Source organism: Limisphaerales bacterium, assembly GCA_014382585.1.
GTDB lineage: Bacteria > Verrucomicrobiota > Verrucomicrobiia > Limisphaerales > UBA1100 > JACNJL01.
In genome coordinates, this window is sequence record JACNJL010000022.1 from 20,177 (window position 1) to 36,956 (window position 16,780).

Sequence of the window (16,780 nt, forward strand, 5' to 3'; positions counted from 1 at the left end):
GGGGGGGGGGGGGGGGGGGGGGTGGGGGGGGGGGTGGGGGGGGGGGGGGGTGGGGCGCCAAGGGTGGCCCATAATGCCCCCGCCGGTATTACTGACCCCTTTGTTGAGAAGGCGGTTCGTCAGAAACTCAACGAACCCACAGGCGAACTCACCAACGCGGATTTGGCAAAAGTCACCCGCCTTGACTTGAGCCGCACCCAAATCACCGACGCGGACCTCAAGGACGTGGCTAAGTTAAAGAAGCTCACCCGCCTTCACTTGAACGGCACCCAAATCACCGAAGCGGGTCTCAAGGATTTGGCCAAGGGGTCTCAAGGATTTGGCCAAGATGCAGAAGCTCACCTACTTTGACTTGCGCTCCACCAAAATCACCGACGAGGGCGTGGCTTGGTTAAGGAAGGCGTTGCCCGAGTGTAAAAGATTCTTCCACAGCTACAAGAAGGACTAACCCACTCCCTTATCCCTTCTGCCTCTTCTCCAGCCTACCCCAAAACAGGATGGCTTAAATCGAAAGCGGAGCAATGGTTTTACGTGAGAAAGCGTGAGATTTAATTAGGCAAATAGGTCTCCCTCAACAGCATTTACACCAGAGCCGGTGAGACGTAGGCTGGCGGGCATGAAGCAGATTTCCTTGGTGATTGCGTTGGTGGCGTTGGTTGGGTGTAACACACCTTGCCCCAAAGAGGTTCGCATCCCCGCCGACGTGGCAAAGATCGCTGCCATGGATCTTGGCCTTGAGGAAGGTCAGTTGACGTTGGAGCGGGCGAAGGTTGTTCAATCATTAAACTTGAGCGTGGCGGGCTTGACGACTGTTTGTTTTCTGGATCGGTTTCCATCTTTGAAGGAATTGCGACTGGATTCAAATTCCATAATCGATATTAGCCCACTGGCCAACTTGACGAATCTGGAGTCGCTGGAATTACAACTCAATAATGTGAAAAGCTTGGCCCCTTTATCAGATTTGAAAAAACTTAAATATCTTAGCCTGAGAAAAAACAAAATCCGAAGCCTAAAGCCACTCCATCAGTTACATTTTCTAGAGAGGCTGTATGTTTTCGGAAACCCCTTAGGAAAAGGTGAGATTTCGGCCCTCCGTAAAGCTCTTCCTAGCTGTAAAATCATAACAGAAGAGGAATGACATTTTCTCTGACAAAGCCATTAGGCAACCTCTATTTCGTTTTGTTAACAACTGGTGAATAGCCGGTGCACACGAAAGAATAACTCCGGCTTGGACGCCGGCGTTTCTGTGATAAATTTTTCTGCGTTGAGCGGATCTTCGGAGACGCTCGGTCGGTCAGCCGATCGCGGGAGCGGGATTCTTCGGAATCACCTCTGAAGGAAACGGCTTTGGGAGCGATCCCGGAGAGCAGTCCTTAAGAGGTCTGTTAAAGGCAGTTCCCACCCAGGCCGGTCGCCCTTCGGGGTGGCAGGTTGGCCTGTCTCCTTCGGGATGGCAGGCTGGGGGTCGGATTTGGCTGTTACTCTGAAAAGAGTAATTGCCCTGCCAAGGGCAACGACCTCGAGAGAACTCCCGCAAGGGAGCCCCCTTGAAAAGGATTGGTAACCGCCCGCGGCGAACTTCGGTTTACTGCGGGCGGTTTTTTTTGTGCAGATCATTTTGTGCAAATCTGTGCAAATCATTTTGGGTGGCAGCGCGATGGCGCGCAGCAACTTACGATCAATGGTTTCAAAAATTGATGCGTGAGCCGTAGCCCTTCATCAAGGGGGCGGGTCGAAGTTAGGGTATTTTCTCGTTTGAATTTTTACGCGAGCGCGCCTAGGCTCGGCGCGTGATGAAATCCATAAAACGCATTTCCCTTACTCTCACCGTGTTAGTCTTTTTCGGCTGCGTTAGTGCAGACGAAAAAGCGACCATCACCACCATCGAATCGCTGGGCGGCCGAGTGCTGTACATCGCCAAAGATGCCAAAGAATACAGCGTGACGATCACGAAAGATTCCTTCGGTAAATCGAAAGGCTTCACCGCGGCAAATGCCAAGTTGCTGGGGCAATTGGGCAATGCGGTGGAGATATCACTGCAACATCCCGATGCCAATGATGCGTGGGTCACCTCTTTGAAAGGGTTGAAGGGACTGAAGAAGCTTCACTTGGAAAAAACAAAAATCACCGATCAGGCATTGGGCACCGTCGGCGGGCTTGTTGGCCTGGAATATCTGAACCTTTACAACACCGGCGTGACCGATGCCGGGCTGGACAAGCTCAAAAACCTGAAGCGCCTCCGAAGCCTTTACCTGTGGGAGACCAAAGTGACCGAAGCCAAGGCCAAGGCGTTTCAAGCGGCAATGGCGAAGGCAGGCAACAAAGATCTCTCCATCAACCTTGGCGTGGGCAAAGATTTACGCAGCGTGAACACACTCGCTCGTTTAGCCAAAGTACGCGCCGCATCCGAGACCTCCGCGCGCGAGGCTGCCGCCAAAGCCGCCAAGGCGGAATCCGAACGCATCGCCGCGATCAAGACGCCATTGTTTGATAAAGACATTCTGCCCATCATCCAAAAAAGCTGCACTGAGTGCCACGGCAAAGAAAAACAAAAAGGCAAACTTCGGCTCGATAGTTATGCCGAGCTGATGAAGGGAGCCGATGGCGAGCCGGTTTTCGTGGCCGGCAAACCGGGCGAAAGTGAAATTCACGCGCGCATTTTATTGCCCGATAGTGATGATGACCGCATGCCACCGAAAGGTAACCGGATTTCAAAACCGGTGGCCGATCTCATCAAGCGATGGATCGAGCAGGGCGCAAAGCAAAAATAACCGAACACTGGCGGAAGCCAGGAAAAGTTTCATCCCGTACAGCATCCTGCGGTACGGGATTTTTTCTGGGTATAATTTTCATTCCAAATGCGCCATTTCCGCGCATCAATTTTATTTCACTAAACAGGCAGTCTGTTTTTCAATGGAAAAAGGCAATGCGAAGGGCCAAGAAAATTGGCACGGGGTTTGCTGTGTATAGATTAACAACAGGTTAGAACAGCCTCTAAAAAATAAACACAAGTTGCTGTAACACTAGAAGGATTGATTCGCCTGGAGAGCTGGGGCAGCTAAGCTGCCCCTTTTCTCTTTTTCACACTCGGTTCTCTGGTATCTGGATAAATAATCCGAAACCCAGATTCTTTTATTGCGTCTTATTTCATTGGGCGATTCCAAGAAATCATTGGACAACCTCCTTGAAATTCCGTTTAATGAGTCAGCGTTTGAGCAAATTGTATTGAAAGGCTAACGATGAGTACACCTCCCCCACCCCCACCTGGTGATGCCCCGCCACCTCCTGCAGGCAACGTTCCTCCAGCTGAACCCGCGCCACCAGCGGCGATGGCACCGGCCATGACACCCCACGCCCAATTTGGTGCACCTGTTGCTGCCAAGAGTGGTGGTGCCAAGAAAATCATTTTCATTCTCATCGGCGTGCTTGCCCTCGGCGGCATTGGCTTTGCCGGTTACAAGTATGGCCCCGGACTATGGGCCAAATACATGGGCGGCGGCGATCTCAGTACGCCTGATGGCGCCATCAAATATGTCCTAAACGGCTTGGCCGATAACAGACCCGAGGTGGTTTGGGAAATACTGCCAGCCAAGCATCAAAAAATGATTCATGAGGCGGTTAAAAAATCAGGAGCAAACGTCGACGCCGAAGTCCAAACGAAAACCGTTGCTGTATTGAAAAAAGCCACCGGAGTTTTGAAGAATAAAAAAGCGCTCATCCTTGAGACCGTGCGGACGATGAGCGGTGGGCAGGGTGGGGGGCTCCCACCCGAGATCATCGATAATTGGGATGATTTTGTATCCGTGCTAGAGATTGTTGTTAACAGCAAAGCCATGACGTCGGAATGGATCAAGGATCCGGACATCGGTGCGGTGCTCAAAGAAGATGGCGGCAAGTTAATGAGTTCGCCGTCGTTTGAGAAACTGGTCAACTGGGCTTTGAAGGAAGGAGCAGATCCAGATGCGCCGAAGGATTTGGCAGAATTTCGGAAATGGCTAAAGGGGATCGAAGTTGAGTTATTGGAATCGACTGAAACCACAGCCACTGTGAAGATAAGTTCCACCGACTTCGAGATGCCAGATGATGATACTCTTGAAATGGTCAAGGTGGAGGAGCGCTGGCTGCCTAAGGAGATGGCCGAAGGGTTAGATCAGTTGGAACAGATTATTCCCATGCTTCAGCAAACTATGCCCATGGGCCAAATCGGGGCTTCTCAAATGACAGGCCAACAGAAACGGCAATTGATGAGCTTACTCGGTTCTTTGGAAAATGCTTTGGACACAATCAACAATGCATCCAGTTCACAGGAAATGCTTGTCGCCGTTGGGCAGGTGATGGGCGGAGCGCTGGGGCAACAACTGGCCGGTTTCGGCCAGGCTTTTGGCAGCGGTGGCGGTGGCGTCACCCGACCGGGCGGAGGATTTCCCGGCTCGAATCCTGGTATTCAACCCGGAATACAGCCGGGCACCAATCCCGGCACCAATCCCGGCACAACCATTCCCGGTTTGGCCCCGACGGGGCCGCCCAAGCCCCCCGGCTACAAAACCGATTGGTCCGTGGGGGGAGGCCGATTCAAGATTGATGAGATTTACCCCGGCAAATCCGAGGCAATCATCACCCAGGTCTTCGGGCCACCCGCTCAAAAGCAGGGAGATTTCTGGACCTATCGCGGCCTGAAAGTCCGCAACATGAAAGTCGGCGGCACCTACTCCACCGTCGTATTCCAAATGCAAAACGGAAAAGTCCTCCGCGTTGTTGTTCAACCATGAAACACATATTCCCTCTCATCGCCCTATCATTTACCTTCGCCCTTGGTTGTGGCAAACCCACAGGCACACCCGCCGGCCCAAGCCCGAACGTCAAAGTGGACGCCAAAGTGGACGCCAACCGATCCACCGGTGAAAAGGTGGCGGACTCATTGGAGGATATCTCCCACGCCATCCGGAACGTTCAATCGCTCACTGAAAACGTTAAAAATATAAAAGGACTGCAACTCGTTCCCGAGCGCTTGGCGTGGGAATATAAAATAATCGATCCCGCTGATGCGGAAATCAGTCTTGAAACCCGCCTCAACAATCTTGGGAAAGCAGGCTGGGAACTCTCCGCTTCCACGCCCAAAGGAAACTTCATCCTCAAGCGCCGACAACAGAAAACCAAATAAGCCGGATTGCAAATCGCGGTTGGATGATATACCGTCCCGCCTCTGCGGGCGATTGGCGCAGTGGCTAGCGCAGCGGCTTTACACGCCGTTGGTCGGGGGTTCGAATCCCTCATCGCCTACCAACCCTCATTGCGCTCTCATTATCTATTTACTTGGCTGGGGCCTTGGGTAGTAACCGGGCGTCAATTTTAAATGAAATTCCTTATTGGGGAGGGCGCCCGTGCAAGTCTGTCTCTGGCCACACCGGTCAGCACAAACGAGAAGACTAGAGCCAGGGCCATGGATTGAAGGGCCAATCGTTTCAACCGTTTATTATTTTCCGTTCACCCCGTTACCGCCGATCACAGAAGCGGGCTGGAATGGTCGGCTGATGCTGGTTTGCGGTTTGCCGATAGTGGAGCCGCCGATTGATTTGAGGTGCGCATTGATCGCTGTTTCAAAATTCCCGGCGTCCACCTGATTCACGCTGCCATCGGCCAACGACATTTGGCCTTGGTCTTTGTTGAGCTGGGCCATGATATACGGTGAGAGCCGCGTCACCTCGGCCGCCGGCGTGGTTTCGCCAAGTTCATCCGCGCCCACAAATCGGGTGGAATTGCCCGGCGGATTCATAACCGTAACGCAGACAGCCTGATAATTATTCATAAACCAGCGGCTTCCAAAAGGTTTGAGGCAGGGATGTTCGGTATTGCGGGAGAGGCCCACGATGGTATTGGGCAGTAGCTGGTCGCCCCCGTGACACACAGAATAACTGAGGCCTTTGATATCCATTTGCCGCAGCGAACTAAAATTTGAGGCCATGTTTTCGTTGACGGATTCTGCCTGTGGATCGCACGGCGATAGCAGGGTTTTTGGTGTGCTCAGCGCGTTGCGAATGATGGGGATACAAAACAGTGTCGACACATCGCGCACCCGACGGTTGGCCGGAGCCTGATTAGGGAATGGCTGGGCACCCGTGAGTCCGGCGGAGACTTCCGTTTGTTCTTCCAAGGTTAACAGCCACGGAAGTCGGCTGTTATAATCATTGGCAAACCCGGTGAGGGCCATCGTGACTTGCCGGAGATTGCTGATGCAACGCAAGCGGTTCGCCTTGTTTTTTGCCCGCGCCAATACCGGCAAAAGGATCGATGCCAGTATGCCGATGATGGCGATCACCACCAGAAGCTCGATCAATGTAAACCCGCGACGGGCGTGGTTTGAGGTGCCAGCTTGCATGACTGTGCAAAACCTAACTAAATCAGTGATTCTTGCCAATGGAAAATCAACAGCCACGTTTGCGGTGGTTTTGCTTCTCCGAATTTTAAAAAGGAAAGCCCCGGCCGAAGCCAGGGCTTGCCCATCCCCATCCAATCATACGTTAGCGCCATTGCCACCAAGGGCGCTTGGGGGTTCGGCGGAAGGGTTTGCGTTTTTTGACGATCAATCGCCCTTCAATATTGCCTTCCGCGCCGCGCCAGCCGTCTACGGCGATGTGGTACGTTAGACCGCGCCGTACGTTAAACCGCACGCGGCTGGTGAGTCGCCCGCCGCTGTCATCATCGCGCGCCACGCGTCGCAAGCCATCGAGCGTGTTCCCGCGGTAAACCGCCATCACCGTGTCGAAGTCGCTGCCGCGGAGGGTGATATCACCCCGACCCGAGCGCGGAGCGGTCCAGGTGAACCAAACCGATTTCTGCGCCTTCAGCCAATAATGGCGAGGCTCGCCATCTTCCGCTGTGGCCGCCACATTCGTGAAGCCGGACAAGCTCGCCCGGCGTCCGCTCAAGTCGGCTGATTCCTCGAAGTCATCATTCGCCGGCGGGTGAACGACCGCCACCGTGAGGCTTGCGCTGGCCGGATCTTTATCCGGCGCACTGCCTTCGGCGGTGATGACCAATTCGGTGATCGCCGAGTCGTCCGGCACGTCCAACGTCGCCGAGTAGACGCCGTCGTTCGCGTTGACATCCGGAGCCACGCCATCATCGGCGAAGCTCAACGAATCGCCGCCGGCATCACCGGTCACCGTGGCACCGGTCACCGGCGTCACATCCGTTACGCTTGCGAACACCGCCGCCGTTCGTCCGCCGCGTAATGGGTCTTCCGAAACAGCGAGCGTCAGCTCCAGTGAACCATCGTCGCTGCCATCCACTGCATTGCCCGCGTTGGCGAGTCCGCCGCTGACGGTGCGACCGCGGAGTGAATCCAAAAACACGCTGGTGTTTAGCAACCGCGCCTTGGCCTGCGCTGCGCTCAACGAGCGGTCGTGAGCCAGCAGCAGTGCCATTACGCCTGCCACGTGCGGCGTGGCCATGCTGGTGCCGCTGTAGTAGGCGTAACTGTCGTCGGAGTCAGCCACCGTGGAAAAAATATCCACGCCCGGCGCGCCGAGGTCGACAGTGGTTTTGCCGAAATTAGACCAACTGGCGAGGTTGCCCGATCGGTCAATCGCGGCCACCGCGATGATGTTATCGAGATCATACGCACTGGGATAGTTGGGCGAGTTGTCGGTATCCAATCCGCTGTTGCCCGCCGCCGCGATGAACAGGACGCCGGCATCCTGCGCGCGTTGGATGGCGTCGTACAGGCTTTGGCTGAAGCCGCCGCCGCCCCAGCTGTTGCTGAGCACTTTGGCGCCTTTGCTCACCGCGAAGTCAATGCACGTCACTGCGCCGCTGGTGTAGCCGCTGCCTTGAGCGCTGAGGAATTTGCATCCCATCAGGCGCACGTCCCAAGCCACGCCCACGTGCGCGTAGCCATCATTGGCCGACGCGCCGATCGTGCCCGCGCAATGCGTGCCGTGCCCGTGATCATCCATCGGATCACCGTCGTTATTGATGACGTCAATGCCGTGCACATTATCGATGTAACCATCGCCGTCGTCATCAATGCCGTTACCGGCAATCTCGTCAGGATTTACCCACATTTGGTTTCGCAACTCCTGGTGCGTGTGGCGAATGCCTGTGTCGATGACCGCCACTAACACATCCGTGGAACCGGTTGTCACTTCCCACGCTTTCGCCGTGCCGATGTCGATGCCCGCGCGCCCGCCGTTTTGGCCCGTGTTGCGCAGGCCCCACAGCCAGCCGTTGGCGTAGCCTTCATCGGTGGGCTCGCCCGCGCGCGTGAGTACATAATCCGGCTCAGCTGATTGGAATGCATCCGTGCCTTGCAGCAACTTCAGCCCCGTCATCAACTGCATCTCGCCATCCAACGCCGCGCGCTCGCCCTCCGCCGCCGGCAAGTCGATTGCCACCCAGCCAAGCGCATTGGGTGGATTTACAATTTGCGCGCCGATGCCATCCAACGCCGATCGTAAATCCGCATTGGACGTCCCCAGTTTCACCCGTGCCATCACCCGCGAAGGATGCGCCGGTTGCCCGCGAAACATCACCGTGCCTTTCGGTAACTCCGCCGCTAACGGCTTGGCTTTCCGAACCGCGTGCGCGCGCCAATGTTTTTGACTCACCTCGCCTGTGGAAGATGAGGCATGGTTTAATACAAACGCACCCTGAATCGGTTCCGAATCGAGATTCGCCTGTCGAACGCTTGCCTGTTCACGCACCAAACGAGCGGCTGATAGCGCACGTTCTCGCATCCCCGCCAACCGCTCCGCCGCCCCAATGCGCTGCTGCGGCGAGGTTGCTCGAGAAGAAGCCGAGTTGTTTTGAGTTTTGGAAATTCCCCACCAAAGCAGAAGAGCGGTGAGGCTGAAAACCGCCGCCCACGCGGCCGGTTGGGTCGATTTATTATTCATAGATGTTACCTTTCTATTTCAGAAGGCCCATCCAGCCGGGAAGCTAATTCAACCTCCCACACCAAACCCAATCACGCAATGGACGACGCAACGATGGTTGTTACCCTTATACGTACTATTTGTGTGAGGAGGGAGAATTTAGGAGATGAAGGCAGAAGAAAATGTAGCCCGGGCCGGTGGCCCTCACTCCCATTCGATCGTTCCGGGCGGTTTGCTGGTGATGTCGTAGCAGACCCGGTTGACGCCGTCTACTTCGTTGATGATTCGGTTAGAGATTGTTTCGAGCAGGGCGGGGGGGAGTTTGACCCAGTCGGCGGTCATCCCGTCTTGGCTGTCTACAACGCGGACGGCGATGGTGAATTCGTAGGTGCGTTCGTCGCCCATCACGCCGACACTTTTTACGGGGAGCAGCACGGCGAAACTTTGCCACACTTTGTAGTACCAACCGGCGTCGCGGATGGAGGACATCACAATGCGATCGGCGTTGCGGAGGATTTCGAGGCGTTCTTCGGTGACTTCGCCGAGCAAGCGCACGGCGAGGCCGGGACCGGGGAAGGGTTGGCGCCAGACGACGTCTTTGGGCAGGCCAAGCTCAAGGCCGAGCAGGCGCACTTCGTCTTTAAACAAATTCCGCAGCGGCTCGACGAGTTTGAATTTCATGTTCTTGGGCAGGCCGCCGACGTTGTGGTGGCTCTTGATGAGCGAGGCGGGGTTGCCGTCGATGGGCACGGATTCAATGACGTCGGGATAGAGTGTGCCTTGCGCGAGGAATTTGGCTTTGCCGACTTTGCGGGTGGCTTTTTGGAACACGTCGATGAAAGTGTTGCCGATGATTATGCGTTTGCGTTCGGGTTCGGTGATGCCCTTGAGTTTGCGTAGAAACAATTTGGCGGTGTCCTCATACAGAAAGTTGCATTTGAAATTATCGCGAAAAAGTTTTTGCACCGCCTCGGCTTCGTTGGCGCGCAGTACGCCGTTGTTTACAAAAATGCAGGTGAGCTGTTTGCCAATGGCTTTGTGCAGCAGCGCAGCGGCCACGCTGGAATCCACGCCGCCGGAGAGGCCGAGGATGACGTGTTCATTGCCGACCTGCGCGCGGATGTCTTCCACGGCCTGATCGATGTAGCTGCGCATAGTCCACTTGCGTCCGCAGCCGCAAATTTTGTGCACGAAATTGCTGATGACCGTTTTGCCTTTGGGCGTGTGGACCACTTCGGGATGAAATTGCAGGCCAAAGAAGCGTCGCCTGCGATTTTCGATCGCCGCGTGCGGGGAATTCTCGGTGACGGCAACGGTCTTGAAGCCGGTCGGCAGTTTAGTGAGTTTGTCGCCGTGAGAATTCCATACCTGCAATTTCTTTGGCAGTTTGCCAAACAACTCGCACCGGTTGTCTTTCACCGTAAGATTGCCTTTACCGTACTCGCGTTTGGTGCCGCGCTCGACTTTGCCGCCTAGATATTTGGCCATCAGCTGCAGCCCGAAACAAATGCCCAACATGGGCACGCCGAGGTCGAAGATTTTTTTGTCCGGTAACGGCGCTTTGCGGCTGTAAACACTCTGAGGTCCGCCAGAAAGAATGATGCCCTTGGGGTTCAGCGCGGCGATCTCTGCTGCGGGCGTGTGATAGGGCAGGATTGTGGAAAGCACCTTGGCCTCACGAATGCGCCGCGCAATCACCTGCGTGTATTGCGACCCAAAATCAAGAATGACAATTTGCTCCCGCATCGGAAAAGCGGACACACTGCCGTTTCTGTTGATGAAGGCGAGTCAAAAATGTCCCCACTTTTGGCGAGTTGATGGGAAATACCATCAACTTCGCAAAGGCCGTTGACACCTTCTCGTGCGGGCCCTACGTTGAGCGGCTCTTTTACGGATTTACAAAACATGCTGGAGATTATTGAAACACTTTTGGTGCTGCAGGATCGCGACCGCACCATTGTGGGTGGGCGCGAGGAGATTGCGGGCTTGGAAATTGAGCGCACTTCGGTGAACGCCCGCTCCGCTGATGCTGAGGCCGCACAGGCCGCCGCGGAGCAACAGGCCAAGGAACTTGAGGTCAAGAAAAACGCCCTCGAGGTGGAAGCCGCCGGCGAGCAGCAAAAAATTATCACCTATTCCAAACAACAATTGGAAACGAAAGACAACACGCAATATCGCGCATTAGTGAAGCAGATTGAGAATTGCAAAAAGAACATCTCCAATTTCGAGACTGACGAACTGATGGTGCTGGAGGAGTTGGACACGAATGCCTATACACGAAAACAAACGCAAGCTGATCTCGATGCGGCCAATCAAGATAAGGCGAACGCGTTGTCGGAAATCGAAGAGCGCGAAGCTAATCTGCAAAAGCAAATCAGCGACACCGAAACCTTGCGGGCCGAGACCGCCGCGAAGATTGATGAGGATACGCTTGCCCGCTATGATCGGCTATTGCAAAAAGGTCGCGCCAACATCGTCGTCGGCGTGGAGCACAGCGCTTGCGGGGGGTGCCATATGAAACTTCCCACCGCCGACGTGGCTAACCTCAAGAGCAGTCAGGAAGTGAATTACTGTCCCAACTGCAGCTGTATTATTTATTACACGCGTGACATGAATCTGGCTGTCGAGAAAGATTAGTTCAGCCAAAGGTCGCTCATTTTTCTTCCCCAACCTGCCCAACCCGTTTATCCTTTTGCCACCTTGGAAGGGCGGAGGATCGCTTTCGTTTTTGACGGGAGAGGAAAGTCCGAACACCGCAGGACACGATGCCGCGTAACTCCGGTTCCGCTGGAGATACACTCGGGCAGTCCACTCGTGAGGGTGGGTTGACGGAAAGTGCCACAGAAAATATACCGCCACGGCTTCGGCCGGGGTAAGGGTGAAAAGGCGGGGTAAGAGCCCGCCGCGCCGAGCGCAAGCGAGGCGGCACGGCAAACCCCATCGGGTGCAAGGCCAAATAGAGGGCACGGGGCGGTCCGCCCCCGAACCGGAAACGGTTCAAGCCCCGGGTAAGGCTGCAACAGATAAATGATCCTCTCCGCCACATGCACTGCATGCGGCGCAGACAAAATTCGGCTTACAGCCCTTCCAAGGTTTTTTGAGGCGGGCACTTTTGGATGTTTGCCGTCAAACTTCGCAGGAATAGTGCTTATGAAACACATCGAAATATCAATCTTTCTCATGGGTGCGATGGCCATTACAGGGCTCGCGAAGCTTGGTCAACCGCCCGACGAAACCGGTCCAAAACCAGATCCGGAAAAAAATCTGGCTCAAATTAAATGTGATATTCGAAGTTGGGACGGCGTTTGGCAGACTAATTGGGGAGTGATGAACCTGAAGTTTGATGATGAATCGTTTAGCGGCATTTACGGCCCATCAAAACACGCGGTGCGTGGACGGTTTGATCCCAAATCGCCCTGCGTGTTACGCGGAGTTTGGCAGCATACCGGAACCCAATCAGCCGGGGGTCGGTTTACATTTCGAATCATCGCTCCGGGAGTCTTTAAAGGCAACTGGAGCTCGGGCGATACTGATCCGGATGTTGCCGGCAGCCCGTGGACAGGCACGCGACCGGGTGCCCATATGGTTGCTTTGCCAAAAAATATTTCGCTCGCTCAATTGAAACTGGAACAATTCAAACATCGCGCCAAGTTGAATTCTGAATATCGGAAAGCATGTCACGAGATGTTGAATGTACAGATCGCCCAAGTCATTGCGTTACGCAAACAATATTCGCAACGGCGAGACAACCAAAAAGAGGCGGAGGCAACACGAATGCTTGGGGAGTTGCAGCGGCTCTTAAATTCATTGCCCCCCATTGATAAGAGGATGCCGCCCGAGGAAGTTCCAGACGAGGGGTCCGCGCCGGATGGCCCCGGCCTTGAAACTCCAAGTGAGGAGCCAGTCCCTGATGTTTCCGAGCCGGGGCTTGTCAACGATTCCAAACTAGAAGCGGTTGTCCGCAAGACATTGGGCAAGCCGAAGGGAGCCATCACCTCGCGTGATCTTGCTTCATTAAAAAAACTGGAGGCATCATTTCTAGGCATTTCCGACATCAGCGGCTTGGAGCACGCGACCAACTTGACCAGCCTTAACTTGTCGCACAATCCCATCAGCGACATCACTCCGCTTGCGGGATTAACCCAACTGAAACGGTTGTTGCTGTACAAAGTCCGCATTACCGATCTGAAACCGCTGGCGGATTTGACTAAAGTGGAATTCGTCACCTTTTGGGAAACCAACGTGAGCGACCTCAGGCCATTGAAGAATTGGAAGAAACTGGAATCCATCGAACTGCGCCTCACCAAGGTGACTGACTACACGCCGCTACACGGCCTGTCTAATTTGAAATCAATCGCAACCAATCGCAGGCTCATCAACAACGAACAACTGGGCCGCCTCAAAAGAGCTCTCCCGAACTGCAAATTCGAAATTGAATCGCGGAATCTTCAACGCGAATAGCGCCGAAATCGCGACATTTTTTCTTACAAAAGATCCCGCATCTGTTATCCTCCGCGCGGAGGCAAGCAATGCTGAGGCGTGATTTTTTGAAAATGAGCTTGGGCGGGTTAGCCCTGCACGAGTTGCTCGCCCTGCGCGCCCGTGCCGGCGATGGCCCGGGCGGATTTGGCAAAGCCAAAAGCTGCATCGTGCTGTTCTGTTGGGGGGGCATCAGTCATCTGGATACCTTCGATCTCAAGCCCAACGCGCCCTCGAACATCCGTGGCACGTTTAAAGAAATCCCCACCGCCGTGCCCGGCATTCGCATAAGCGAACATCTACCCGGCTTCGCGCGCACCATGAACCATTGGGCCATCGTCCGCAGCGCGCATCACAATGCGCCCAGTCATCGCTCGGGCGCGTACTGGAATCTCACCGGTCATCAGCCGCAAAATCTCACTGGCAACTGGCCCGCATCGCGCGCGGATTGGCCCTCCATCGGCTCAATGATTTGGCAGGCAAACAAAGATAAAGGCGTTCCGCACAAAGCGTTGCCCGGCGCAGTGGCACTGCCGTATACGATTTATGATGGTGGCGTTTCAAATGGTCAGGATGCCGGTTTCCTTGGCATGGGGATGGATCCCGCCGTATTTCGGCCATCGGTCAAGGGCTTGAAAATTTACCAAGGCAAATCGCCGTCCTCCGGTCGGATTGAGCTCGGCTTGCCCGAGGGCGTGAGTCGGCGGCGACTCGGCCAACGACGGAAATTGATTCAAGGTTTTGGTCAAACGAAAGGCGCGGCGATCAAACTGGAAGCCGAGGCGTTGGCGCGTTCCCGCGAGATGGCGCTCGATATGTTGCTCAACCCCACCGTGCACGCGGCGTTTGATTTGGAAAAAGAACCGCGCGCGCTTCGCGAAAAATACGGGATGCACATCTGCGGCCAAAGCGTACTCACTGCGCGGCGATTGACCGAGGCCGGCGTGCCCGTGGCCACTGTTTATTGCGCCGCCGGCGATTTGAATGGCTCGGCCGGTTCCCATTTCGACACGCACTCGGATAATTTCAATAGACTAAAAAACAACATGCTGCCGCCATTCGACCAAGCCGCTTCGGCGTTGGTGGAAGATTTGCAGCAACGCGGTCGCCTTGATGAAACGCTCATCGTGATGCTGACTGATTTTGGCCGCACACCGCAAATCAACAAAGGAGCGGGCCGCGATCATTTTCCCGGCGCGTACTCCGTGGTCTTCGCCGGTGGTGGCATCCGTGGGGGGCAGGTTTACGGCAAGTCCAACTCCATCGGCTTTGAACCGGCCGAACAGGCGTGCGGCCCACCCGATTTACACGCGACTATTTTTCACGCAATGGGCATCGAGCCGGAACACATGATTTACGATGCCGCCAATCGCCCCTTGCCCCTTTGCGATGGCAAACCGCTTCCGCTGTTTTAGTCCACAACTCGCGCTTGCCAAATCGCCTCGCCGTGGCAAACTTGCGCGATGAAAACATTACTTGCCTTCGGCATTTTGTTTAACCTTATCACCGGAACCATCGGCCAAACCGCTCCCGGCTTTCCCAGTGTGCCCGGTGTCATCCCGGGCGGAATCCCTGTTCCGGCCGCGCCCAAGCCGCCCATTAAATTGATTCACAAACCCAAGGCAATGGTCGCCTATCGTTTGGAGTTTCAGGTGGCGGATCAGATTTTTTTTGTGAATTCCATTGGCGGAAACTTCGCGCTTAATACGTCGCACATCACTCCCAATGGCGAACGTGCCTTTACCATCCAAGGCGAATTTCTGCCCGGCGCGGGCGTGGCAGCGGGGATGTTCGAGTTCAAGGGAACGCTGTTGGAAAGCAATCTTGATAACGGTGCTGAAGGCAACTACACCTGCCAAGGCAGCACCCTCTTCAAAAAAGGCCAAGCCCAACAACTCGCCACGCTCGGCCATCACGTGCTGTCATTGACGGTGAAAGAAGTGCGGGAGAAAAAGTAATCAACGCTGCCCCAGCACTGTCGGTGGGCTGGCGTTTCCGCCACGGTCGATGGCGGTGAGGGCAATGTATTCGGGAAGACCCGTGCCGGCGCGAACCACTCCGGCCAGTTGGCTGGCGGGCAGCACTTGCGAATGCCACCGGCCTTTCACGCGAATTTGAAAGAGCCAGCGGCGAATGGGTTCGCCCGGCGCGGCGCGCCACGTGAGGATTATTTGTTGGCGGGCGGCATCCCACTTCGATCCTATTGAAGGCGCTTCGGGCGGGCGATTGTCCAGCCACGGCGAGGCGGGAGGCAGGGCGGGTTGGCTGTAAATGCCGCGTTGCAACATTGAGCCGAGATCCCCGTCATTGTTCGCCAATGCGCTGAGGTTCCAGTGGATGTTGCCGGTCACACCGGCGTGGCGGCGGGTGAGATTGATTTGTGAGAGGAACTCTTTTGCCTTCCAGGTTTTTACTTTCGCGGTGTTGATGCCCGGCCAAAGGTGGCGGCGCTTTGGGTTTTGTTCGTGCCACCATTGCATCAGCACGGGAAAGGCTTGCTCGGTATCGGCGATTTGCCAGTAGAGTTGCGGTGCGCAGTAATCGAGCCAACCCTCGCGCAGCCACAATCGCGCATCGGCGTACAACTCATCGTAAGCGTCGAGGCCCTTGATTTGTTTGGGATGGCCCGGTCGCCAAATGCCGAAGGGGCTAATGCCGAATTTCACCCACGGTTTCACGCGATGAACCTCGGTGTTGATTTCGCGAATGAACTGATTGATGTGCATTCGTCGCCAATCATTGCGTTTCATATCGCCCCGAAATTTTTTCCAACTCGCGTCATCGGGGAATTCGGTGCGCTTTGCATCGGGGTACGGATAAAAATAATCGTCAATGTGAATCCCATCCACATCATAGCGCCGCACCACATCGAGAATCACCCGCATCGAATGCGCCCGCGCGCCGGCCTCTGCAGGATCCAACCATTGGAAGCCGTTGTACGCTTTCACCAATGCCGGTTGTGTGCGGCTGATGTGGTTTGCCGCGACTGTGCTTTTGGCGCCCTTGTAGCGCGCGCGATACGGATTAAACCACGCGTGCAATTCCATCCCTTGCCGATGCGTCTCGCTAATGGCAAACGCCAGCGGATCCCACGCGGGCTTCGGCGCTTGGCCCATTTTGCCGGTTAGATATTCGCTCCACGGTTCGAGCTGTGAAACGTAAAGCGCATCGCACGCGGGGCGCACTTGGAAGATGACGCAGTTAAGCCTCAAAGCTGCCGCGCGTCCAATAAGCGTGCGCAGTTCCCGTTGCTGTTGGGTGGTCGTCAACCCCGGTTGCGAAGGCCAATCGATATTGTTCACCGTGGCAATCCATGCGCCGCGAAATTCGCGCTGAAGCGGGGTGACCTTTACGCCCGTGACGGGGTGAAATGAAATGTTCGCCGCCGAAACGGTTAACACGGTGAAAAGTAAAATGCCTCCAAAACG

At 55.3% G+C, this 16,780-nt stretch carries 13 protein-coding genes, 1 tRNA gene and 1 other RNA gene; 11 read left to right on the top strand and 4 right to left on the bottom strand.

Translation table 11 applies throughout. The annotated features are described in order from the left end of the window. Positions 1-63 precede the first annotated feature (63 nt). The 6 genes from H8E27_02315 to H8E27_02340 all read left to right on the top strand — a co-directional run bounded on the left by H8E27_02315 (position 64) and on the right by H8E27_02340 (position 5,283). On the top strand, positions 64-351 hold the full coding sequence (locus H8E27_02315) for a hypothetical protein (GenBank protein ID MBC8324449.1): 288 nt from the start codon (positions 64-66) through the stop codon (positions 349-351). Positions 352-616: 265 nt separating this feature from the next. Further along, complete coding sequence (locus H8E27_02320; GenBank protein ID MBC8324450.1) at positions 617-1,138, top strand: hypothetical protein; 522 nt, start codon at positions 617-619, stop codon at positions 1,136-1,138. A 655-nt stretch (positions 1,139-1,793) separates the two neighbouring features. Further along, entirely contained in the window at positions 1,794-2,771 is a 978-nt protein-coding gene (locus H8E27_02325; protein ID MBC8324451.1) for a hypothetical protein, read from the top strand. Between the two features lie 717 nt (positions 2,772-3,488). Next, complete coding sequence (locus H8E27_02330; protein ID MBC8324452.1) at positions 3,489-4,769, top strand: hypothetical protein; 1,281 nt, start codon at positions 3,489-3,491, stop codon at positions 4,767-4,769. Next, on the top strand, positions 4,766-5,161 hold the full coding sequence (locus tag H8E27_02335; protein MBC8324453.1) for a hypothetical protein: 396 nt from the start codon (positions 4,766-4,768) through the stop codon (positions 5,159-5,161). Before H8E27_02330 ends, H8E27_02335 begins: the two co-directional genes overlap by 4 nt. Before the next feature lie 46 nt (positions 5,162-5,207). After that, positions 5,208-5,283: transfer RNA gene (locus H8E27_02340), tRNA-Val, on the top strand. A gap of 190 nt (positions 5,284-5,473) precedes the next feature. Here H8E27_02340 and H8E27_02345 read toward each other — a convergent pair. The 3 genes from H8E27_02345 to guaA all read right to left on the bottom strand — a co-directional run bounded on the left by H8E27_02345 (position 5,474) and on the right by guaA (position 10,619). Further along, positions 5,474-6,376 (bottom strand): prepilin-type N-terminal cleavage/methylation domain-containing protein, encoded by a 903-nt coding sequence (locus H8E27_02345; GenBank protein ID MBC8324454.1) that lies wholly within the window; start codon positions 6,374-6,376, stop codon positions 5,474-5,476. Positions 6,377-6,518: 142 nt separating this feature from the next. Continuing rightward, the gene (locus tag H8E27_02350; GenBank protein ID MBC8324455.1) at positions 6,519-8,894 is read right to left on the bottom strand and encodes a S8 family serine peptidase; all 2,376 of its coding nucleotides are present in this window, start codon (positions 8,892-8,894) and stop codon (positions 6,519-6,521) included. A gap of 183 nt (positions 8,895-9,077) precedes the next feature. Next, positions 9,078-10,619, bottom strand: a complete 1,542-nt coding sequence (gene guaA / locus H8E27_02355) for a glutamine-hydrolyzing GMP synthase (GenBank protein MBC8324456.1) — start codon at positions 10,617-10,619, stop codon at positions 9,078-9,080. A gap of 159 nt (positions 10,620-10,778) precedes the next feature. Here guaA and H8E27_02360 point away from each other — a divergent pair, with 159 nt between their 5' ends. From H8E27_02360 to H8E27_02380, 5 genes are all read left to right on the top strand, one after another. Beyond that, positions 10,779-11,510: a hypothetical protein gene (locus H8E27_02360; GenBank protein MBC8324457.1), complete on the top strand. Its 732-nt coding sequence runs from the start codon at positions 10,779-10,781 to the stop codon at positions 11,508-11,510. Positions 11,511-11,573: 63 nt separating this feature from the next. Beyond that, positions 11,574-11,968, top strand: an RNA gene (rnpB, locus tag H8E27_02365) — RNase P RNA component class A. A 55-nt stretch (positions 11,969-12,023) separates the two neighbouring features. Beyond that, entirely contained in the window at positions 12,024-13,334 is a 1,311-nt protein-coding gene (locus tag H8E27_02370) for a leucine-rich repeat domain-containing protein (protein MBC8324458.1), read from the top strand. 68 nt (positions 13,335-13,402) lie between these two features. Continuing rightward, complete coding sequence (locus H8E27_02375) at positions 13,403-14,767, top strand: DUF1501 domain-containing protein (GenBank protein MBC8324459.1); 1,365 nt, start codon at positions 13,403-13,405, stop codon at positions 14,765-14,767. Positions 14,768-14,815: 48 nt separating this feature from the next. Next, positions 14,816-15,310, top strand: a complete 495-nt coding sequence (locus tag H8E27_02380) for a hypothetical protein (GenBank protein MBC8324460.1) — start codon at positions 14,816-14,818, stop codon at positions 15,308-15,310. Here H8E27_02380 and H8E27_02385 read toward each other — a convergent pair whose 3' ends face one another. Then, on the bottom strand, positions 15,311-16,753 hold the full coding sequence (locus H8E27_02385) for a family 10 glycosylhydrolase (protein ID MBC8324461.1): 1,443 nt from the start codon (positions 16,751-16,753) through the stop codon (positions 15,311-15,313). Positions 16,754-16,780: the final 27 nt, after the last annotated feature.

Bases quoted from the DNA above. Each gene is read 5' to 3' on its own strand.
- H8E27_02320 (MBC8324450.1), top strand. From the start codon at position 617: ATGAAGCAGATTTCCTTGGTGATTGCGTTGGTGGCGTTGGTTGGGTGT.
- H8E27_02325 (MBC8324451.1), top strand. From the start codon at position 1,794: ATGAAATCCATAAAACGCATTTCCCTTACTCTCACCGTGTTAGTCTTT.
- H8E27_02330 (MBC8324452.1), top strand. From the start codon at position 3,489: ATGGGCGGCGGCGATCTCAGTACGCCTGATGGCGCCATCAAATATGTC.
- H8E27_02335 (MBC8324453.1), top strand. From the start codon at position 4,766: ATGAAACACATATTCCCTCTCATCGCCCTATCATTTACCTTCGCCCTT.
- H8E27_02345 (MBC8324454.1), bottom strand. From the start codon at position 6,376: ATGCAAGCTGGCACCTCAAACCACGCCCGTCGCGGGTTTACATTGATC.
- H8E27_02350 (MBC8324455.1), bottom strand. From the start codon at position 8,894: ATGAATAATAAATCGACCCAACCGGCCGCGTGGGCGGCGGTTTTCAGC.
- guaA (MBC8324456.1), bottom strand. From the start codon at position 10,619: ATGCGGGAGCAAATTGTCATTCTTGATTTTGGGTCGCAATACACGCAG.
- H8E27_02360 (MBC8324457.1), top strand. From the start codon at position 10,779: ATGCTGGAGATTATTGAAACACTTTTGGTGCTGCAGGATCGCGACCGC.
- H8E27_02370 (MBC8324458.1), top strand. From the start codon at position 12,024: ATGAAACACATCGAAATATCAATCTTTCTCATGGGTGCGATGGCCATT.
- H8E27_02375 (MBC8324459.1), top strand. From the start codon at position 13,403: ATGCTGAGGCGTGATTTTTTGAAAATGAGCTTGGGCGGGTTAGCCCTG.
- H8E27_02380 (MBC8324460.1), top strand. From the start codon at position 14,816: ATGAAAACATTACTTGCCTTCGGCATTTTGTTTAACCTTATCACCGGA.